The organism is Litoreibacter roseus, assembly GCF_009811795.1.
GTDB classification, from domain to species: Bacteria; Pseudomonadota; Alphaproteobacteria; order Rhodobacterales; family Rhodobacteraceae; genus Litoreibacter; species Litoreibacter roseus.
Genome location: NZ_BLJE01000008.1, coordinates 53,716 through 72,978, shown reverse-complemented (window position 1 = coordinate 72,978; position 19,263 = coordinate 53,716). Strand labels below are relative to the sequence as shown.

General features: G+C 59.7%; 18 protein-coding genes. 11 read left to right on the top strand and 7 right to left on the bottom strand.

Annotation, left to right across the window (positions count from 1 at the left end; genetic code table 11):
- Nucleotide 1 precedes the first annotated feature (1 nt).
- A complete protein-coding gene (locus KIN_RS21205) occupies nt 2–730 on the top strand; it encodes a DsbA family protein (protein ID WP_159810925.1) in 729 nt (242 codons plus the stop codon).
- A 2-nt stretch (nt 731–732) separates the two neighbouring features.
- Here the strand turns inward: KIN_RS21205 and KIN_RS21200 are convergent, their stop codons facing one another.
- Together KIN_RS21200 and KIN_RS21195 are read right to left on the bottom strand one after the other, a co-directional pair.
- Nucleotides 733–927, bottom strand: a complete 195-nt coding sequence (locus KIN_RS21200; protein WP_100269113.1) for a heavy-metal-associated domain-containing protein — start codon at nt 925–927, stop codon at nt 733–735.
- Between the two features lie 51 nt (nt 928–978).
- Nucleotides 979–1,266 (bottom strand): DUF2933 domain-containing protein, encoded by a 288-nt coding sequence (locus tag KIN_RS21195; protein ID WP_159810923.1) that lies wholly within the window; start codon nt 1,264–1,266, stop codon nt 979–981.
- A 205-nt stretch (nt 1,267–1,471) separates the two neighbouring features.
- Here KIN_RS21195 and KIN_RS21190 point away from each other — a divergent pair, with 205 nt between their 5' ends.
- The 4 genes from KIN_RS21190 (at nt 1,472) to KIN_RS21175 (ending at nt 6,187) form a co-directional block, all read left to right on the top strand.
- Nucleotides 1,472–3,982 carry a heavy metal translocating P-type ATPase gene (locus KIN_RS21190; RefSeq protein ID WP_159810921.1) on the top strand — a complete coding sequence of 837 codons (2,511 nt, stop codon included), beginning with the start codon at nt 1,472–1,474 and terminating at the stop codon, nt 3,980–3,982.
- Between the two features lie 12 nt (nt 3,983–3,994).
- Nucleotides 3,995–4,387 (top strand): Cu(I)-responsive transcriptional regulator, encoded by a 393-nt coding sequence (gene cueR / locus KIN_RS21185; protein ID WP_159810919.1) that lies wholly within the window; start codon nt 3,995–3,997, stop codon nt 4,385–4,387.
- Nucleotides 4,388–4,462: 75 nt separating this feature from the next.
- Nucleotides 4,463–5,401, top strand: coding sequence for a DUF6692 family protein (locus KIN_RS21180; RefSeq protein WP_159810917.1), 939 nt, complete (start codon nt 4,463–4,465; stop codon nt 5,399–5,401).
- Between the two features lie 18 nt (nt 5,402–5,419).
- Nucleotides 5,420–6,187 (top strand): MauE/DoxX family redox-associated membrane protein, encoded by a 768-nt coding sequence (locus KIN_RS21175; RefSeq protein ID WP_100269118.1) that lies wholly within the window; start codon nt 5,420–5,422, stop codon nt 6,185–6,187.
- Nucleotides 6,188–6,214: 27 nt separating this feature from the next.
- On the opposite strand, the gene KIN_RS21170 is transcribed toward KIN_RS21175, so the two are convergent.
- From KIN_RS21170 to KIN_RS21160, 3 genes are read right to left on the bottom strand one after another with little or no spacing between them, the layout of a single operon-like run.
- Nucleotides 6,215–8,326, bottom strand: coding sequence for a protein-disulfide reductase DsbD family protein (locus KIN_RS21170; protein ID WP_159810915.1), 2,112 nt, complete (start codon nt 8,324–8,326; stop codon nt 6,215–6,217).
- A 2-nt stretch (nt 8,327–8,328) separates the two neighbouring features.
- A complete protein-coding gene (locus KIN_RS21165; RefSeq protein WP_159810913.1) occupies nt 8,329–8,784 on the bottom strand; it encodes a rhodanese-like domain-containing protein in 456 nt (151 codons plus the stop codon).
- Between the two features lie 59 nt (nt 8,785–8,843).
- Complete coding sequence (locus KIN_RS21160; protein ID WP_159810911.1) at nt 8,844–9,626, bottom strand: DsbA family protein; 783 nt, start codon at nt 9,624–9,626, stop codon at nt 8,844–8,846.
- Nucleotides 9,627–9,911: 285 nt separating this feature from the next.
- On the opposite strand from KIN_RS21160, the gene KIN_RS21155 reads away from it, so the two are divergent.
- From KIN_RS21155 to KIN_RS21135, 5 genes are all read left to right on the top strand, one after another.
- On the top strand, nt 9,912–10,169 hold the full coding sequence (locus KIN_RS21155; protein WP_159810909.1) for a hypothetical protein: 258 nt from the start codon (nt 9,912–9,914) through the stop codon (nt 10,167–10,169).
- Nucleotides 10,170–10,245: 76 nt separating this feature from the next.
- A complete protein-coding gene (locus KIN_RS21150) occupies nt 10,246–12,441 on the top strand; it encodes an efflux RND transporter periplasmic adaptor subunit (RefSeq protein ID WP_159810907.1) in 2,196 nt (731 codons plus the stop codon).
- Nucleotides 12,438–15,617: an efflux RND transporter permease subunit gene (locus tag KIN_RS21145; protein ID WP_058320103.1), complete on the top strand. Its 3,180-nt coding sequence runs from the start codon at nt 12,438–12,440 to the stop codon at nt 15,615–15,617. The genes KIN_RS21150 and KIN_RS21145 overlap by 4 nt, the downstream gene beginning before the upstream one ends.
- A gap of 33 nt (nt 15,618–15,650) precedes the next feature.
- On the top strand, nt 15,651–15,992 hold the full coding sequence (locus tag KIN_RS21140; RefSeq protein WP_058320102.1) for a copper-binding protein: 342 nt from the start codon (nt 15,651–15,653) through the stop codon (nt 15,990–15,992).
- A gap of 97 nt (nt 15,993–16,089) precedes the next feature.
- Nucleotides 16,090–16,605, top strand: coding sequence for a disulfide bond formation protein B (locus KIN_RS21135; protein WP_159810905.1), 516 nt, complete (start codon nt 16,090–16,092; stop codon nt 16,603–16,605).
- 12 nt (nt 16,606–16,617) lie between these two features.
- Here the strand turns inward: KIN_RS21135 and KIN_RS21130 are convergent.
- Together KIN_RS21130 and KIN_RS21125 are read right to left on the bottom strand one after the other, a co-directional pair.
- Nucleotides 16,618–17,576, bottom strand: a protein-coding gene (locus KIN_RS21130; RefSeq protein WP_159810973.1) for an IS630 family transposase whose coding sequence is annotated in 2 segments (ribosomal slippage) — nt 16,618–17,232 and nt 17,235–17,576 — 957 coding nt in all. Because the reading frame shifts where the segments join, the coding sequence is not laid out codon by codon here.
- A gap of 79 nt (nt 17,577–17,655) precedes the next feature.
- A complete protein-coding gene (locus tag KIN_RS21125) occupies nt 17,656–18,297 on the bottom strand; it encodes a hypothetical protein (protein ID WP_159810903.1) in 642 nt (213 codons plus the stop codon).
- Between the two features lie 285 nt (nt 18,298–18,582).
- On the opposite strand from KIN_RS21125, the gene KIN_RS21120 reads away from it, so the two are divergent.
- Nucleotides 18,583–19,245, top strand: a complete 663-nt coding sequence (locus tag KIN_RS21120) for a L,D-transpeptidase (protein ID WP_159810901.1) — start codon at nt 18,583–18,585, stop codon at nt 19,243–19,245.
- Nucleotides 19,246–19,263 lie beyond the last annotated feature (18 nt).

The following is a 19,263-nucleotide window of genomic DNA, read 5'->3' as shown; positions in this document are numbered from 1 at the left end:
AATGCAAATCACCAAGGCGATGGCGATACTCGCCATTGTGACACTGCCACTGGCCGCGCAGGCTGACACGCTGAGTGAGGACAGGGTGAAAGAGCTGGTGCTCGAGGCCATTCGCGAGAACCCCGAGATTGTGCTCGAGGCGGTTCAGATCATCGAACAACGCGAACAGCAACGCCAGGCGGCAGCGGCGGCAAGCGTATTGTCTGAAAACCGGGATGTTCTGGAGAACGATCCGAACGCGCCGGTCCTCGGCAACCCGGATGGCGATGTGACCGTGGTCGAGTTCTTCGACTACAACTGTCCCTATTGCCGCCGCGTGAAACCAGAGATCGAAGCGCTGCTCGCCGAAGATCCGAACGTCAAACTGGTCTACCGGGAGTGGCCGATCCTCGGCAAGGGGTCGGTCTTTGCTGCCCGCGCCGCGCTGGCCGCGCGCGAACAGGGCAAGTACGAGGAATTCCACTGGGCCTTGATGGGGATGCAGGGCCGCGCGGAAGAGGCGAGCGTCATCCGCGTGGCCGAAGAGGTCGGGCTCGATATCGCCCAACTCCGTCGCGACATGCAGGCGCCTGAGATTGACGCCCATATCTCTGCATCGATGGAGATGAGCCGCGACCTTGGCTTTAACGGGACGCCGTCCTTCGTGATCGGCGATGCGCTGGTTCCAGGTGTCATCGACGCGGACCAGATGATCCGGCTGACGGAAGAGGCCCGCGCGGCCAAGCAATAGGATCAGACCGGGTTTGTGCTGTAGCCAGCCGCCTCGATCGCCTTTGCGACAGCGCTACCGGTCTGGCGTGTCTCCACGGCAACAGTTTGGGCGGTGAGGTCAGGGGTAACCTGCGCCGCCGGGTCGAGCGCGAGAATTTCTCGGGTGATAGCGGCCGTGCAATGACCGCAACTCATGTCCGGGACATGGAATTTCATGGATGACCCTCCTTGGTTAGGAGAGGCTTAGGGTTTCCAGCAGGTGGAAGGTCAAGCGTCTGTCGCCTGGGGCTCCGCGCGTTTTTCGGGGGATATCGCATCCGACGGCTGGCGGGTCCCGTGACAGGATTTTCCCATGAAAAAGAACATCACCCCATGAGCCGCGAGACACAGCAGGATTGGGGCCAGCACACCGAGGCTGGTGGAGAGCCCCGAGATGGTCCCACCGCCTGCGAAGAAGACGAGCAGGGGCAGAACCATGACCGCGCAGCAGATCCACATCCCGGCATGCATGATTTTGGTTCCGGTTCCGTGATTTTGTGTCTTTTGGACGTGCATGGTTGGACCTCCGAGCCCTCTGATATCTGACAAGCGGGCGGGACAGCAAGTTTACATTCCGATACATTTTATTTGGAAACAGCTGGTTACAAACAGGTTATGCTCCCTTCACACGGGTGGCTGAATGTTTTTGTGAATTGCCCTTGAGCTTCCAGTGACTGGAAGCCCTATATTCGCCTTGAAGCTCGAATTGAGGTGAACCGCCATGACCGAAAGACACCAGAAAACTCTGAGCATAGAGGGCATGACCTGTGCCTCCTGCGTGGGCCGTGTTGAAAAGGCATTGTCCGGGTTGGAGGGCGTGGCCGGCGTCACCGTCAATCTTGCCTCTGAAACTGCGCGCCTGTCTGTCGAGACGCCAGCTCATCTGACCAAGGCTGCGGAAACGTTGAAAACACTGGGCTATCCGGCCCGGACGGCGAAGATCACCCTGAACATCGCGTCCATGTCTTGTGCGTCCTGCGTGGGACGGGTGGACAAGGCGCTTGCCGACCTTCCCGGTGTGGTGTCGGTCACTGTGAATCTGGCCGCCGAGACGGCGATGGTCGAGTATCTCGAAGGGACAGTATCGCCCGGGGACCTCATGGCGGCCTCCGCGGCCATCGGCTACCCGGCGGAGATTGCAGAAGCAAACGCCAGCCAATCCCGGGTGGAACGCAAGGCGGAAGAGGCGGACGGACTGCGGCGCAATGTCCTGCTTGCAGCGGTGCTCACCCTCCCGGTCTTCATCCTCGAGATGGGCGCGCATCTTGTACCTGCCTTTCACATGGTGATCGAGCGCAGCATCGGGACGCAGACCTCCTGGATCATTCAGTTCCTTCTCACGACGATCGTCCTGTTCGGGCCGGGGCGTCATTTCTACACGAAAGGCGTCCCAGCACTCTTTCGGGGTGCGCCTGACATGAACAGTCTCGTGGCTGTCGGCACGGGGGCCGCATGGGTCTATTCCGTGGTTGCCACCTTCTTGCCAGCGCTTCTGCCCGAAGGCGTGCGTGCGGTCTATTTCGAGGCTGCGGCCGTGATCGTCGTTCTCATCCTGGTCGGACGCTGGCTGGAGGCGCGTGCGAAAGGTCGTACCGGAGCCGCCATTCAGGCGCTTCTGGGTCTGCAGGTGCGCACCGCCCGTGTCATTCGGAACGGAGCGGCAGAGGAAGTGGATGTCGATGCCTTGGCTGTTGGCGACGTGATCCTTGTGCGCCCCGGAGAGCGGATCCCGGTGGATGGCGCGGTGACCGAGGGGTCCAGCAACGTCGATGAAAGCATGATCACGGGCGAACCGGTCCCCGTTGCGAAATCCGCGGGGGCAAACGTCACGGGCGGCACCGTCAACGGGACCGGCAGCTTGACCTTCCAAGCGGTCCGGGTCGGGGCGGACACAACGCTCGCGCAGATCATCCGCATGGTCGAAGAAGCGCAGGGGGCCAAACTGCCCATCCAGGGCCTTGTGGATCGTGTGACGCTGTGGTTCGTCCCGGCTGTCATGGTCTTGTCGGCATTGACGGTTCTTGTGTGGCTGACCGTCGGACCTGACCCCGCGCTTACCTTTGCACTGGTGGCCGGTGTGTCCGTTCTGATCATTGCCTGTCCCTGCGCCATGGGGTTGGCCACGCCGACATCGATCATGGTGGGCACCGGCCGCGCGGCGGAAATGGGGGTGCTCTTTCGCAAGGGTGATGCGCTTCAAGCGCTGTCAGAGGTCGATGTCGTCGCGCTCGACAAGACCGGGACCGTCACCGAAGGCCAGCCGACCCTTACCGATGTGATCGTGGCAGACGGCTTCGATCGGAAGCGCGTTCTCGGCCTGATTGCCTCCGTCGAAGCACAGTCCGAACACCCGATTGCCGAGGCCATTCTCCGCGGCGCGCAAAGCGACGGTGTTGCTGTGCCTTCTGCGACGGGCTTTCGGTCTGTCACGGGTTACGGTGTTGCCGCGACAGTCGAGGGCCAAGAGGTCTTGGTCGGTGCGGATCGTTACATGCGCCGCGAAGGGATCGAGATCGCCGCGCTGATGGATAGGGAAAAGGATCTTGCAAGCCGCGGTCGGACCGCGCTCTATGCGGCCATAGACGGCGAACTGGCGGCGGTGATCGCTGTCGCGGACCCTGTGAAGCGCGCGAGCCAGGAGGCCATTGCCGCCCTGCATGATCGCGGTTTCAAAGTTGCGATGATTACCGGCGACAAACAGGAAACTGCCGAGGCCATCGCGCGTGAGACCGGGATCGATCACGTGATTGCCGGGGTCCTGCCCGATGGCAAGGTGGCCGCGCTCGATGATTTGCGGGCCGGGGACCGAAAGATCGCGTTCGTGGGCGACGGGATCAACGACGCGCCGGCCCTGGCGCACGCCGATGTCGGCATTGCCATCGGCACAGGCACCGACGTTGCCATCGAATCCGCGGATGTTGTGCTGATGTCAGGGGACCTGCGCGGTGTGGTGAATGCTGTCGAGGTCTCGAAACGGACCATGACGAACATCCGCCAGAACCTGGTCTGGGCCTTTGGCTACAATGTCGCGCTGATCCCGGTCGCCGCAGGCGTTCTTTACCCGGCATTTGGGCTGCTTCTGTCGCCGGTCTTTGCGGCGGGTGCCATGGCCCTATCCTCTGTTTCGGTTCTGACAAACGCCCTGCGTCTGCGCCGCATCACCCCCGCGATGCGCGAAGAGGCGAAATCCCCTGCGCCGCGGATCGAAACGCAATCGCAACCTGCCGAATAGGAGGGCAAGGAAATGAATATTGGAGAAGTTGCGGACCGGTCCGGCATTCCACCAAAAACCATCCGGTACTACGAGGATATCGGCCTGATCAGGCCGCAAAGAAGCGACAACGGATACCGCGCGTTTCGGGAAACCGACCTCCATAAACTGGCCTTTCTCGATCGTGCCCGGGCGCTCGGGTTCTCGATCGAGGATTGCCGTGTCCTTCTGAGCCTTTACGAGGACGAAACGCGGGAGAGTGCTCAGGTGAAGGCCATCGCCGAAGAGCATCTGTCGGCCATCGATGACAAGATCGCGCAGCTTCGGGAGATGCGGGAAACACTGTCGCACCTCGTCGATGCCTGCCACGGTGATCATCGCCCGGATTGCCCGATCTTGGGAGAATTGGCAGGCGCGACGGAGTAACACGAAAAAAATAGCTTGGATTGGGAACCTTCCAGCGCTGGAACTTTGTTCGCTTGGTGAAGGAGAGGAATTCCGATGTCAGAATCTACATTCGAAACCCAGCATTCCCATGAGGAGGCCAAAGCCAAATCGCACGACCACGCGCAATCCTCCTATGGTCGCTTCTTTGCGATGGTCGGCACTTCCACCGCCTTGATGTTCGGGTTGATGTACCTGAACACCTACGCATTCGAGCATGTCTATTGGAGTGAGACACGCTTCTACATGACCTTTGTGATGGGCGCGACCATGGCAATTGTCATGTTGACCTTCATGCTCGGCATGTACCGAAACACAACCGTCAACACTGCAATCTTTGCCGGGTCGGCCGTTCTGTTTGCCGGTGCCCTGTGGCTGGTTCGAAGCCAGGAAACCGTACAGGACGAAAGCTGGATGAGCGCGATGATCCCGCACCATTCCATCGCGATCATGACCAGTGAACGGGCGGAAATCACAGATCCACGGGTCGCCGCACTGGCGAAGGAGATTGTGCATGCTCAAAACCGCGAAATCTCGGAGATGCGCTATTTGCTCGCCGATATTGCGACAAACGGTGAAGCCGGGTCTGACTGGCCGCTGGGTGCGTCTGCAGGCCCCGCCAGCATAGACAGCCTGATACAGGCGGTCGCTACACCGGTCATTGCAGGTATTCGGCCAGCACCTCTGTCAACCGATGAGATCGCCCGAGCTCTCGGGTCAAGTGTCGCCTGTACCTTCGTGCGGGCCGTCAACGCCGATCCCATTCTGGCCACCGACGGCAGCGGGCAGGGCGTGACGAAAATCTCTGGCTCGCTGGTGATGTTCGACGCCGAGGGCGACATCTCCAACGGCGGCGTACTTGGCACCGATGGGGGTCAATTGACCATCACGCCGGGCGAGGGAGACTCTGCTGAAGGCGCGACACTGCTGTTCAAACTGAGCGGTGATCCGGCGCTGGCCGTGGGCTTCATGGGCTACTGGACCTGCAAAACCTGACCGATCGGAGGGTACATTATGCCGAAGGACAATTCCCAATCGACCAGAGAGGCGGTCCTGTACCGCATGGTAATGGACGACCACCTTTGCCCCTACGGTCTGAAATCAAAGGATCTGTTGGAGCGCGAAGGTTACGAGGTCGAGGATCACCATCTGACGTCGCGAGCCGAAACCGATGCTTTCCTGGAGGAACACGGGGTCGAGACAACCCCACAGACCTTTATGGATGGCGAGCGGATCGGCGGTTATGAAGCCCTGCGCAAGCACTTCAGACAAGATGTGCCCGAGGAGGACGACACTTCCTATCAGCCTGTCGTCGCGATTTTTTCAATGGCGTTTCTGATGGCGCTTGGCCTCAGCTGGGCCAGTTTCGGATCCCTTTTCACGCTGCGCACCTTCGAGTGGTTCATTGCGATCTCGATGTGCTTTCTGGCGGTCCAGAAACTTCAGGATATCGAGAGCTTCTCCACCATGTTCCTGAACTACGATCTGCTCGCCCAACGCTGGGTGCGCTACGGTTATGTCTACCCGTTCGGCGAGGCCATTGCGGGTGTTCTCATGGTCGCGGGCGCTTTGGTCTGGATCAGCGCGCCGATAGCGCTCTTTATCGGCACGATCGGCGCGGTGTCCGTCTTCAAGGCCGTCTACATCGATAAACGGGAGCTCAAATGCGCCTGCGTTGGCGGGGCGTCGAACGTGCCTCTGGGGTTCGTCTCGCTCACGGAGAACTTGATGATGATCTTCATGGGCCTCTGGATGCCCGCGCGGGCGTTCGGATGGTTTTGAAGCGGATGTAACACTTGCATCCCATTTCTAATCCGAAGCGATGCTGCGGGTCGCGGCAGCGTCCAACCCGTCGAGAACCGAAGCCGGGGTCAGCACTTCTGACAGCGCGATGCCCGAAGGGGCACCGGGACCGAATACAATATTGAACGGGATTCCATAGCGATTGTGCCGCTCAAGAAACCGCGAGATGGTATCGTCTGGGCGGGTCCAGTCCGCTTGCATGGCAATCACCGTCCCATCCCGCAAGCGGTCCAGCACAGGACTTCTGTCAAGCACCAGGGATTTGTTGGCTTTGCATGTCAGGCACCAGTCAGCCGTGACATCCACGAACACGACACGTCCTTCGGAGACATGCCGGGCGATGTTCTGAACTTCGAAGGCTTGCCAATGTGATGGCGCATTCGCCGTCGCGTCCGGACGCTCGGGCGATGCGATCAGGCCGGCGCTCAGGACCGCACCCAGAAAGGAGATCGTCAGGAACACGCGGCGCAACATCGGCTTTGGCCACTGCACAGAGGCGCCCAAGACCAAGGCTGCCGTTGCTGCAAACACCCCCGCGGCCGCAAGCGCGCCTGCCACGCCGACCAGAACGAACAGGAGCCAGATTGCCGTCGCCAACAAAAGACAGCCGAGACCGGCTCTGACAAAGAGCATCCAGCGGCCCGGCCGGGGCAGAAGATAGACCCATTCGGGGCGTGCGGCGATCACCAGATAGGGGAGGGCCAATCCAAGGCCGAGGGCCGTGAAAATCACGGCAACGTCCAGGGGTGTCCCTGCGAGGGCGAAGGTGATCGCAGTCCCGAGGAAGGGTGCGGAGCAAGGCGTTGCAAGGACAGCAGCGAGGAAACCTGTGCCGAAATCCGCCGCGTATCCAGATCCTGCGCTGCCGGCTCCCAAGCGGTCCTGCACGGCCTGCGGCAAGGCTATTTCAAACGCCCCCAAGAGGTTTGCCGCGAAGACGGCGATCACGACAAACATGAGACTCACGAAAATGGGGTTCTGAAACTGCATGCCCCAGCCGATCGAGACTCCAACCCATTGGAGCGCCAGCAAGACCGCCGCGAGACCCCAAACGAATGTCAGAACACCGAAGGCGGACACCAGAAATCCTTTGCGGGTGATGTCCCGCGATTGGCCGGATGCTTTGAGCACGGAGGCGAGCTTGATCGACAGAACTGGCAAAACGCAGGGCATCACATTCAGGATCAATCCTCCCAGAAAAGCAATGCCAGCCACGGCAATCAGCTTGAGAAGACCTGCCTGCGCACCAGCAATGACGTAGGGAGGGGCAGGGGCCTCCGTGGTGAGCAATACGGGGGACGTCACCGCGCGCGCCGTATCCGTGATCGTGATCAAAGGGGCTGGATGTTCCTCGGACCAGGCATTGATCGGGATTTGCGCCCAGAGTTCCGTTCGGTCTTGGTTGAGGCGGATATCCGGCTTGCCGAAAGTGACGAGCGGGCCGAACTCCGGAAAGACATCAACGTCCCGGAATGCGCGTGTGCTCTCTGCGGTCACAGTCAGCGCGGATGCTTGATCGTCAATGGCCGCACTAGAGATCCGGATGTCGCTATCTTCAGGACCCAGCGGAACGCGGTCGACAAACCTGGCGATAATATCGGCCGAGCCCATGTCGATTCCAACGCCCTCGGGCAGCGCCAGTGACAAAGCGAAATCGTGGGGCACGCAAACGTCTGAACAAGTGAGCAAGGAAACCCGAGCGCGCAAGTTGAGCGCTTCACCCGCTGTCTCCAAGGTCGCGCGGAGCGGCAGGGCAACCTGATTGGCATAGCCGAAATTCTCGATCCCGAAGGCCTCATAGCGCTCCGGTGCGGGCCAGAGGATGTCCACGGAGCTGAGATTCGAGGACCCGGCCCAATCGAGGGCAGGAGCCAGCCCAACCTCTCCAGGCGTTCGCCAATATCCCTTCCATCCCTCCCCAAATTCCAGGGCCAATCCAAGCGAAACGGAGGCGGCGTCCGGGGCAATTCCATCCTCTGCCGAAATCAGGCGCGCTGTAACGGCGGGGTTTGAAAACATCTCTGATTCTGCCGCTGAGGCGGGCTGTCCCGGTAAGCCGCCGAGCCAAATGACAGTCAGGATCAGGATCCACCTGCCGATATGAAAGCGCTCTCGCATGCTCAGCGCAACGAGGCAGGCAAATGGGTGAGCGCCATGCTAAGATCGGTTGTTGGCAAACCGCGTGCAATCCAACCCGGGCCTCTACGTGAGCCAAGCATGCCTTCCGAGACGTCGATGAAGCCTGCATATCCGGCCCGTGTGAGGGCGGCCAACAGCCGAGCGCTGCGGCCTCCGGTTGCGCAAATCAGAGCGACGGGCCTTGTGTGTGAGAGGTCCCGCGCCGCAAAGAGCCGCTCCTCGAAACGGTCTTCATGCATGCTGATTGGCCAGGCCCCTTCAGCGAGGCCTGTGTCCTGCCACTCCGGGCGGGATCTGACATCGATCAAGGAGATGTCGCCATCTGCCAGTGCGGCAGCCGCCTCAGGCGCAGACCAGACCGTCCGGGTCGCAGCCGCAGACAGTCCCGGGGCGAGGGTCAAAGCCGATGACAAAAGCAGGAAACGCCGTCTATGCATCTTGCACCCAGAGTGCGCCGCCTACGGCGGGTCGCGAGAAAGACCGCGCCGACACCGCATTATGCTGAACGACAGGCAATATCCCAACCCTCCTCGCGTTCGAGATCGATGATTTGTCGGATCATCTTATCGCTGATCTGGCCTTGGACGACGGTGCGGCCGATCACGAGCGCCGGTGTCCCGACAAAGGCAAACACACGGGCAAGGGCCGCGCTGTTTTCGAGTTCTCGCGCAATCGCGGCGCTGTTCATGTCGGCGATCAACTGTGCGCTGTCGACACCGAGATCATCCGACAAGCGGACGAGATACTCCTCTGATGCCTGAAACGGGGTCGTCATCAATCGCTCATGGAACGTGACATAAGCCCCTTGTCGTTTGGCCGCCAACGCGGCTTTGGCGGCCAGGTTCGAACTGTCGCCGAGCAGCGGAAGCTCGTGCCATGCAACGGCCACCTGGTCTGTCATGTTCTCTGTCATGCCCGCCAGGCGCTTGGTCTGCACCCGGCAGAAGGGACAATAGTAATCTGAGAAAGAGGCCATCGGAATGATCGATGCCGTGGCGTCAAGATTGCCATAAAGTGCATCACACAGGTCTGCAGACACTCTCTTCAACGCCGCAGCTTTCTGCGCTGTTACGTCGGCACTCTCCGTGGTGCCCAAACCGACAAAGGGGTCAAACCCGCCCGAGGTTTCGCCCGCAACGTATTTTCTGAATCCGGCCGGTTGATCGAGAGGTTCGAGCTCCAGCGTTTCCGGCAACAAAGCAGGGAGGTTTCTCAAAGCAACATAGCCAACGCCGATGGCGGCTATCGTGAGAAGGGTCGACCGCTTTTTTGCATCCATCTCGCTAAGGGACCAACTTCGTTGACTAAGTAATCATGCGCTACTCCGACTATCGTGGGCCTTTTCCCGCCGTCAACTTTACATTCTGATACAAATCTTCTCGCGCGAAGTTCTTGCCGCACCCTGTGAACAAAGCTACTTCGCTGCCCAATGGTGTCAGGTGTCTCATATTTCCTGCGGTTCTCAACCGTGCTCAGCCTATGCATTGCGTTGGTTATGCCCGGAGTCATGGCTATGGCCGGCACAGCAGCTGCAGTTCCTCATGATCACAGCGGCCACCAGGCAATGAGCATCGCGCACACCGCAAGTAACCAAATGGACGTGACCCATGTCCATTCGGCGATGCACGCATCGCAGTCCGAGACCCAAGTCTTGCACGGCAGCGACTGCCACACGGCTCTGTGCTGCCACATCGATGCGAAGTATGACGGTGTTGATGCATCGACATACGACCCGCAGCCGAGCGATGCTGTTGACGCCCTTCCACGCTGGTCGACATCTCTGACACTAAGCGCACCCGACCGTCCACCCCGCCTCTCCTAAAACGTCACCGCCTGCCTATCGGCGGGCATTGGTTCGTTTTGCCTGACGCATAGAGCGTCAGCGACTGGAGGTTTCTATGCGCGGACGTTATGCGGCGCTTTCTGTTCTGGCTCTGGCGGGGGGCCTGGCGGGAGGCGTCTATCTTGAGAGGATCTACCTGAACCCAGCAGAGCAAGCTGGCTCCGCAGGCCCGGATATCCTCTATTGGGTCGCCCCCATGGATGCGAATTTCCGCAGGGACGGGCCTGGAAAGTCGCCCATGGGCATGGATCTGGTCCCCGTTTATGCGGGACAGGAACCCTCCGGGGACCCGCAAGAAGTTTCGCTGGACGCAGCGGAAATCAATGCCATCGGGGTACGCACTGCCATTGCGCGCATGACGGATGTGGCACCACGGATCGAAACGGTGGGGTTTGTCGGCTATGACGAGCACCTCACCAGCCACGTGCACACGCGTGTCGAGGGATGGATCGAACGACTGGAAGTGCGCGCCGTTGGCGACAGGGTGTCTGAACAGCAGGTGCTCTTTGAGCTGTTTTCACCTCTCATAGCCGCGGCAACGGGCGACCTTGTCCGTGCGGTCGAAGATGGGAATCCACGCATTCTGGAGGCCGCGCGCAGCAAACTCATGAGCCACGGCATGTCCGCACGCCAGGTGGCTGACATCGAGGCTGGCGGCGAACTCGTTCGTAATATTCAGATCGAAGCCCCACAGGAGGGCGTCGTAATCGCCTTGAACGCCGCGGATGGCATGTATCTTCAACCGGGGACTCTTGCGTTTTCGGTGGCCGACCTCAGTCGGGTTTGGCTGATCGTCGACGTTTTCGAACGCGATATCGCAAGGCTTTCAGAGGACATGCGCGCCGTCGCGCGGTTCGAACACTTGCCGGGACGCATTTTCGAAGGCGAGATCGACTATGTCTACCCCGAGCTCGATCCCCAGACCCGAACGCTGCCGGTCAGATTGCGCTTTGACAACTCGGACGGCGTGCTCCGCCCCGGCATGTTTGGCAGTGTCAGTCTAACCCCGAACGAGAGCAGAACGGTCCTGACAGTCCCGTCGGAAGCGCTGATCCGGACGGGTGCGGCGGAGCGGGTCATTCTTGCCACGGGCGAGGGCACATTCAGGCCAAGGCTCGTCACCACCGGCCTGCGCGACAACTTCGGCGAGGGTGGGCGGACCGAAATCCTTCAGGGCTTGGGACCCGGTGAAGAGGTGGTCGCCTCCGCTCAGTTCCTGATCGACAGCGAAAGCGCGCTCAGCGCAGGCTTCATGCGCATGGCACCAACCGATGCCGAGCCCGCCATGGGCAAAGGCGTCCTTGTCTCTCTTGATCGCGAAAATCGCATTGCGACCGTGCGCCATGACGCGCTGATCAGTCTGGATTGGCCTGCGATGACATCGGAGTTTCCGGTGCGTTCGGATGTTGCGCTTGATCGGCTAGAAGAGGGGGCGGAAGTCGCCTTCACCGCAGCTCGCGGCGCTGACGGTTTGCTCAGCTTGTTGGAATTGAGCCCTGACGACGGCGTGGCCGCGACCGGCACAGGCTTGGCCAAAGCGGTGACGCCAGACGGCAAACTGACCCTTGAACACGGGCCGATTGCGGCACTCGGTTGGCCTGCGATGACCATGGACTTACCTGTAGACGGCGTCGAACTTGGCGACGTACCGATTGATCAGCCCATCGAGTTTGACCTCGCCGCTGATGAAAGCGGTATGTTCTCAATCATTGCGGTGCGCGCCGAGGGGTCAGACCCGGCTGAAACCGCTGATCCGGAAATGGCGACGATGAAGTCCGCGCCCGCGATTGTTGTTGCGGGCACGATTGAAGCCATCAATGCCGACACGGGCATGGCCACGATCACACATGGGCCCATGAAAGAAATTGGCATGCCCGGCATGACCATGGATTTCGCCGTTGATGAGGCCCTTGATCTGGCCAGTCTCGCAACCGGAGCGGAAATGACGCTTACCTTTGCCCGGCCGGATGGCATGAATATGGTTTTGTCCGCGGCAGAGCCCGCGACACCGCCGATGCAAGTTGCAGGCAAAATCAACAGCGTAGATGCCACGGCGCGCACGGCGAACGTAACACACGGACCCATGCGGGAGATCGGCATGCCCGGCATGACCATGGACTTCGCTCTGGACGATGCACTTGATCCAACGCAGCTTCCGGTTGGGACAGATCTCACGCTATTGCTGCACCGCAATCCCGATTTCTCGATGACGATCGTTGATGTGGCCCTTGATGGGAGCGTCACACAGTGATCCCCGCCATCATCAAAGGCTCCATCGCCAATAGGTTCATCATCCTGGTCCTCGCGTTCATGATGGGAGCTGTCGGTATCTGGGCGATCCGGGAAACCCCGGTAGATGCCATCCCGGACCTGTCGGATGTTCAGGTCATCGTGCGCACGCCCTATCCCGGACAGGCACCCCAGGTCGTCGAGAACCAGATCACCTATCCGCTCGCCACCGCAATGCTGGCCGTGCCCGGCGCGCAGGACGTGCGTGGCTTTTCCTTTTTTGGCGACAGCTTTGTCTACATCGTTTTCGAAGACGGGACGGACCTGTATTGGGCGCGATCCCGGGTGCTGGAATATCTCGGCCAGATCACAGGCAGCCTGCCCGAAGGCGTCTCTCCTCAGCTTGGACCAGACGCGACTGGTGTCGGATGGATCTACCAGTATGCGTTGATTGATCGAACCGGGAACCATGACCTGGCACAGCTCAGAACGCTGCAGGACTGGTTTCTGAAATATGAATTGCAGGCGGTGGATGGGGTCTCGGAAGTCGCTACCATCGGCGGCATGGTCAAGCAGTATCAGGTCGTTGTCGACCCGAACAAGCTGCGCGCCTACGACATCACGCTTGCTCAGCTGCGTAATGCCATTCAGGCCGCCAATCGCGAGACCGGCGGCAGTGTGATCGAAATGGGCGAAGCCGAGTTCATGGTGCGCTCGTCAGGCTATGTCGACGAGGTCTCAGACCTCGCGAGCGCACCCCTGATGATCAACGAGCGCGGCGCGGCGCTGACGCTGGGAGATGTGGCTGACATTCGGCTTGGCCCCGAAATGCGCCGTGGGGTAGGGGAGTTTGACGGGCTGGGCGATGCGGTCGGCGGCGTTGTCATACTTCGATGGGGCGGGAATGCGCTGGCGACCATCAAGGCGGTCGAGGCCCGCATCGACGAGTTGCGCGTGAACCTGCCGGACGGCGTCGAGATCGTGACGACCTATGATCGCTCCGGCGTCATTGAACGGGCGATAGAAAATCTCCAAAAGAAACTGACGCAAGAGTTCATTGTCGTCGTGTTGGTCTGTGCGGCGTTTCTCCTGCATTTGCGGTCCTCGCTCGTCATCCTGCTGTCCCTGCCCCTCGGCATCTTCGCCGCCTTCATCCTGATGAAAGCGCAGGGCGTGAATGCCAACATCATGTCGCTTGGCGGGATCGCTATTGCGATCGGCGCAATGGTCGATGCCTCAATCGTCATGATCGAGGCGATGCACAGGCGATTGGAGAAGGAAAAACTCACCGCCGAAAACCGATGGCGGATCGTGCAGGAATGCGCTTCTGAAGTTGGCCCCGCGCTGTTCTATTCCCTCGCGATCATCACGGTCAGTTTCCTACCGGTCTTTGTGCTGGAGAACCAGGAGGGGCGCCTCTTCGCGCCGCTCGCCTATACAAAAACCTATGCCATGGCGGCCGCCGCGATCCTCTCCATCACATTGGTGCCGGTCCTCATGGGGTATTTTGTGCGCGGCCGCATCTTGCCCGAGCGCAAAAACCCTCTCAATCGGATCGTGGTCTTTGTCTATCGGCCATTCCTTGATGCCGCCATCGCATGGCCCTGGGCCACGACGATCCTGGCGGGGGCTCTGGTCGCCTCAATGTGGTACCCCTACCAGCGCATTGGCTCGGAATTCATGCCTGAGCTGAACGAAGGCGATTTCCTCTACATGCCAAGCTTCTACCCTGGCATTTCCACGGGCAAGGCGCGGGAGGTCTTGCAGCAGACCAATCGATTGATCGCGACCGTCCCGGAGGTCGAGACCGTGCACGGCAAGGTCGGGCGCGCAGAGACAGCCACGGATCCGGCTCCTCTGACGATGGTCGAGACCACGATCCAGCTAAAGCCCGAGGCCGAATGGCGTCCCGGCATGACGATGGAAAAGATACGGGACGAGCTTGACCGCATCGTCCAGGTCCCGGGCGTCACAAACGTCTGGATTCAGCCGATCAAGAACCGCATCGACATGCTTGCCACGGGCATCCGCACCCCGGTGGGCGTCAAGATTTCAGGCGCGGATCTCGAGGTCATCACTGAGATCGGCATCGAGGTGGAGCGCGCCGTCGGTGACATCGACGGGACCGCATCAGCCTATGCCGAACGACCGATCGGCGGAAGGTTCATCGAGATTGACGTCAATCGGGATGCCGCGGCCCGCTACATGATGAGCGTCCGAGACGTGCAGGATGTGGTGCAAACAGCCATCGGCGGCATGCAGGTGTCTGAATCCGTCGAAGGATTGGAGCGCTTCCCGATCAACCTGCGCTACCCCCAGGCATGGCGCAACAGTCCCGAGCGCCTCGAAAACCTGCCCGTTGTGACACCGTCAGGCGCGCAGGTGCCGCTCAGCGCTCTTGCCGACATCCGCATCGTAGACGGCCCTGGCATGATCCGCTCGGAGAATGCCCGACGCACAGGCTTTGTCTTCATCGACATCACGGGTCGCGACCTTGGGGGCTATGTCGCCGAGGCAAGGGAGAAGGTGGCAGAGGAGGTAAGTCTGCCATCCGGCTACTCCCTGACATGGTCGGGTCAGTACGAATACATTGAGCGCATGCAGGAAAGGCTGGCCATCGTTGCGCCAGCGACCCTTCTCATCATCACGCTGATGCTCTTTCTGGCGTTCAACCGGGTGATCGAAGTCGGTATCATTCTTGCAGCCCTTCCGGTCGCCCTGGCCGGCGGCGTTTGGTTCCTGTGGTATCTCAGTTTCGATATCTCAATTGCTGTCCTTGTGGGCTTCATCGCACTCGCGGGCGTCGCGGTGGAAACCGCCATTGTCATGCTGCTTTACCTCAACCTTGCTTGGGAAAAACGGCGCAGCCTTGCACAATCAGAAACGCGAAAACTGACAAAAGACGATATCGAAGAAGCAGTATTCGAAGGCGCTGTGTTGCGGGTGCGCCCGAAGGTGATGACCGTCGCCACGATCTTCGCAGCCCTTATTCCGATCATGTACGGCACTGGGACTGGCTCCGAGATCATGCAGCGGATCGCCGCTCCCATGATTGGGGGAATGGTCACTGCCACACTGCTCACACTCTTTGTGATCCCGTCCATCTTCGTGATCTGGAAGCGGCTCGCGCTCCGACGCGTGAACCGTGAAATCACGAACCCCGTTCCGCAGCCCAGTGATGCTGTGCCTGCTGAATAGCACCACCTTTATCCAATCATCAGGGAGATTCCGATGAAACAACTCACTTCAACACTTGCGATACTTGCCCTCTCCACATCCGTGGGCTTCGCGCAAATGAACCACAACATGGATCATTCGAACATGCCCATGTCCGACGAGCAAATGGAGGGCGCGGTTCACACAAAGGCCGTCGTGAACTCCATTGATGAGGGTACGGCCAATGTCAGCCATGATCCCATTCCCGAAATCGGCTGGCCCGCCATGACCATGGATTTGCCGGTCCTCGACAACGCCCAAATGATGGGTGACGTGGCCGCTGGAGACGAAGTCACGTTGATGTTGGTCCAGGGCGAAGACGGCATGTACGCCATTGGGGCCATCATGCCGAACTGATGGGTTTGCCGCGGTCTGCAGTCTTCGGGCTGACGATCGCGGCATCCCTGACCACAAATGGCGCGAGATGCTCCGCATCAATATCGAAGGAGAACCCATGACGGCATCAGCAAAGCAAATTGGCGCAGTCGCTGCGGCCGGATCGGCAATGTTGCTCATGGCAGCTTTCGTGTTTCAGGCATTAGGCTATGCGCCCTGCGCGATGTGTCTCTGGCAACGATATCCTCATGGTGTTGCGATGGGTGTTGGTCTGCTCTTGCTCATCGGCCTGCCCGTCTTGCCGCTCTTGGTGGTCGGTGCTGCTTCAGCTGTAACGACCGCGGCCCTTGGTTTCTTTCACACCGGCGTCGAACGGGACTGGTGGGAAGGGCCGACCTCTTGCACCGGCTCGGGGCTCGATATGTCGAACCTATCGGGTGCTGATCTTCTTCCGTCGGCGACCAGCGGACCATCAACTCTGGTGATGTGTGATGAAGTTGCTTGGGAGTTCGTGGCCCTGTCGATGGCAAGTTGGAATGCGCTTTGGAGCGCCACTCTTGCGGGCCTTTGGCTGGTCGCCCTTGCGCAACAAATGCGCAAGCCCCGCTCGAAAAGTCCCTATCCGGCGACCTAAAGCATCCCGCCATTAACCTGAGACATATCCGGCAGCCTTGAAGTAATTCCAGCACTCCTGTGGGGAGTAGAGATCGCAGACTTCGGCGATGGCGTCGAACATGTGAGTGAAGGTTCGAGCGCCAATGCGCCTGAGGTGGGCCTTGAGTGTTGAGAAGGCCATTTCGATGGGATTGAGGTCTGGGCTATAGGGCGGCAGGAACAGGAACCAACACCCCGCGTCGCGCATCGCCTTTGCAGCTGCTGCGTTCTTGTGTGTGGCGAGATTGTCGAGAATGACCACGGTGCCGGGGGTCAACTTCGGGACCAGAACCTTCTCGACGTAGGCCGCGAATGCAGGACCATCCATCGCACCCTTGATCACCCAGGGCGCGATCATGGCATCGGCAGTCAAACCTGCCATAAAGGTCTGCGTGCCCCACGATCCGAACGGGGCGTCCATGACCAGGCGATCCCCCCGCGGTGCCCATCCCCTCAACCGGGTCAGGTTGGTTTTCACAGAGGTTTCGTCAATGAAGACAACACGCTCGGGTCGGGCAGATACGGCTGGAAGGCGATGCTTGAACCAGTCTTCGCGCTGCCGCCTTACCTTGGTTCGACGGCGTTCGGCGGCCACCAGCGACTTTTTTTGTGCGTGTATCCGAGTTTGCGAAGAAACTTGCCAATCGCGTTCGGGTGCGCACGCACACCGGTCGCGTCATGTAGGGCAGAGGCCAGTTCCGGCATCGTGATGTCGCCATCCTGCGCAATGACTTCAGCGAAGAAACCGCGGTGCGGATCGAGCTTCCCCTTGCCCCTCGGGCGACCTTGAGGGGCCGCGCGGGCCTGTCCGGTGCGGCGGATCGCAAGCCCCCACCGCGCCCCGGTGGCCGGTGAAAGTTTCAAGCGCAACGCCGCCGCTCGCCCGCTTAACCCTTCCTCAATCAATCTCTGAAACCGCGCCCGAAGCGCATCCGGCAAAGGTGCTGACATCATCCATCCTCCCAAGAAGGATGAATCACAGATCAGCCCTCAAGGGAATCCCAACGATTCAAGTTTTCGGCGGGACGCTTTAGCCTTGCAGATGCGCAATGAGTTCCGCGACGAGTGTCAACGATACCACTGCCAGCAGGAGAGTAAGCAGAGCGAGTACTGCCACGCCGGATTTCTGTGGAAAGAGCCCGACAAGTGGGCGCAGGCTCGCCGACTGCTTGATCGCTGACACATACAAAGGCAACGCGCTCACCATCGTGGCGTAGAGATAGACACCAGAGATGTTTTCAAAGAACGCAGAGCGCGCAAGCGTCGGCGCGACGACGCTCAGTGCGGTCCCGCGGCTACCTCCGAACGAACCGAACCAATCCGCGGATAAAACGTAGATCAGGGCGTGGAGGCTGAGGAAGAGCACAACCCGGATCGACAGATCCAACAACACGAAAACCGCTGGATCTCGATGTTTACGATCAGGTTGTTGCGTCAAAGCGAACAGAAAGAAGCTGACATAATTCACGACAAAAATCACAGGCAATCCATTGGTAACGACCTGCCTCAGAAATCGCACAAGCGCTGGTCCGCCTGCTGCGAGGGCCGGAGCAAAGCCCGGAGCAAGCAAAATGTAAATCAACAGGATCGGGAGCAACGCTGCGAGACTGAACAACAAGACGTTCTTGAGAAACTGAGCGCTGGACATTTGAAGCGTGAAATATCTGTCCATTCTAGGACGGTGACACACTCGCGCCGTTGGGTCGACCAGTGAACGACCTGACCCTAGGGATCCATGACAGATAGAGCCCTGTCCAACGGAAAGACAATTCCTATTCGATTGATCAATGCTACTTTCGATTCTCGGTATTCAATAAAATCGAGAAGCTTTTCTGCGCACACGAAACCGTGTGGCGTGAACTATTTTCTTGAAGCTCTAGGAGGTGTAGGTTGTATCGACAAAACGTAAATGGCCTGCGCGAGGCCAGATGACTGTCACGACGGAGACAAGTTCAACATGTTAACAAGACGCCATTTCATCGCGACCAGCGCAGCTCTGTTCTCCGCGCAAATTTCAAACCCTGTCTTTGCCAGTACATGGCCAACGACATCGCAAAAGGCGGCTTGGGATGCGCAGGTGACACCTGCAAATTTCGATCTCGAGACGTCGAACCCTTGGGGATTGCAACCGCGCTTCCTGCCACGTCGGGTTGAATCCCGGCCTAGTCTGACACCCGGCGACATTCATGTCGATGCGGTCGCGCGGTATCTCTATCACATCGAGGAAGGCGGCACCGCGATGCGTTACGGTGTAGCGATTGCGCGCGGTAATCTCTACGAGCCGGGGACCTACACGATCCGTCGCAAGGTCGAGTGGCCACACTGGACACCGACCAAATCGATGATCGAGCGCAACCCGGAATACGCCGAGTTTGAAAACGGCCAGGAGCCGGGACCAAGCAATGCCCTCGGCTCACGCGCACTCTATCTCTTCGTCGGACAGCGGGACACCTATCTGCGCATCCATGGGACGCCCCAGGCAGGTTCAATCGGCGGGCGTGCCAGCTCCGGATGCGTTCGCATGGTCATGGCGCATATCAATGAGCTTTATCCCCGTGTTGCTATCGGCTCCTCCGCATTCCTCTATTCGGCGGAAGACAGTGTCACGGCGCGCAGCTAACGTTCTACTTGGCAGGTA

Coding starts and splice junctions, on each gene's coding strand:
- KIN_RS21205 (WP_159810925.1), top strand. CDS start 2: ATGCAAATCACCAAGGCGATGGCGATACTCGCCATTGTGACACTGCCA.
- KIN_RS21200 (WP_100269113.1), bottom strand. CDS start 927: ATGAAATTCCATGTCCCGGACATGAGTTGCGGTCATTGCACGGCCGCT.
- KIN_RS21195 (WP_159810923.1), bottom strand. CDS start 1,266: ATGCACGTCCAAAAGACACAAAATCACGGAACCGGAACCAAAATCATG.
- KIN_RS21190 (WP_159810921.1), top strand. CDS start 1,472: ATGACCGAAAGACACCAGAAAACTCTGAGCATAGAGGGCATGACCTGT.
- cueR (WP_159810919.1), top strand. CDS start 3,995: ATGAATATTGGAGAAGTTGCGGACCGGTCCGGCATTCCACCAAAAACC.
- KIN_RS21180 (WP_159810917.1), top strand. CDS start 4,463: ATGTCAGAATCTACATTCGAAACCCAGCATTCCCATGAGGAGGCCAAA.
- KIN_RS21175 (WP_100269118.1), top strand. CDS start 5,420: ATGCCGAAGGACAATTCCCAATCGACCAGAGAGGCGGTCCTGTACCGC.
- KIN_RS21170 (WP_159810915.1), bottom strand. CDS start 8,326: ATGCGAGAGCGCTTTCATATCGGCAGGTGGATCCTGATCCTGACTGTC.
- KIN_RS21165 (WP_159810913.1), bottom strand. CDS start 8,784: ATGCATAGACGGCGTTTCCTGCTTTTGTCATCGGCTTTGACCCTCGCC.
- KIN_RS21160 (WP_159810911.1), bottom strand. CDS start 9,626: ATGGATGCAAAAAAGCGGTCGACCCTTCTCACGATAGCCGCCATCGGC.
- KIN_RS21155 (WP_159810909.1), top strand. CDS start 9,912: ATGAGCATCGCGCACACCGCAAGTAACCAAATGGACGTGACCCATGTC.
- KIN_RS21150 (WP_159810907.1), top strand. CDS start 10,246: ATGCGCGGACGTTATGCGGCGCTTTCTGTTCTGGCTCTGGCGGGGGGC.
- KIN_RS21140 (WP_058320102.1), top strand. CDS start 15,651: ATGAAACAACTCACTTCAACACTTGCGATACTTGCCCTCTCCACATCC.
- KIN_RS21135 (WP_159810905.1), top strand. CDS start 16,090: ATGACGGCATCAGCAAAGCAAATTGGCGCAGTCGCTGCGGCCGGATCG.
- KIN_RS21125 (WP_159810903.1), bottom strand. CDS start 18,297: ATGGACAGATATTTCACGCTTCAAATGTCCAGCGCTCAGTTTCTCAAG.
- KIN_RS21120 (WP_159810901.1), top strand. CDS start 18,583: ATGTTAACAAGACGCCATTTCATCGCGACCAGCGCAGCTCTGTTCTCC.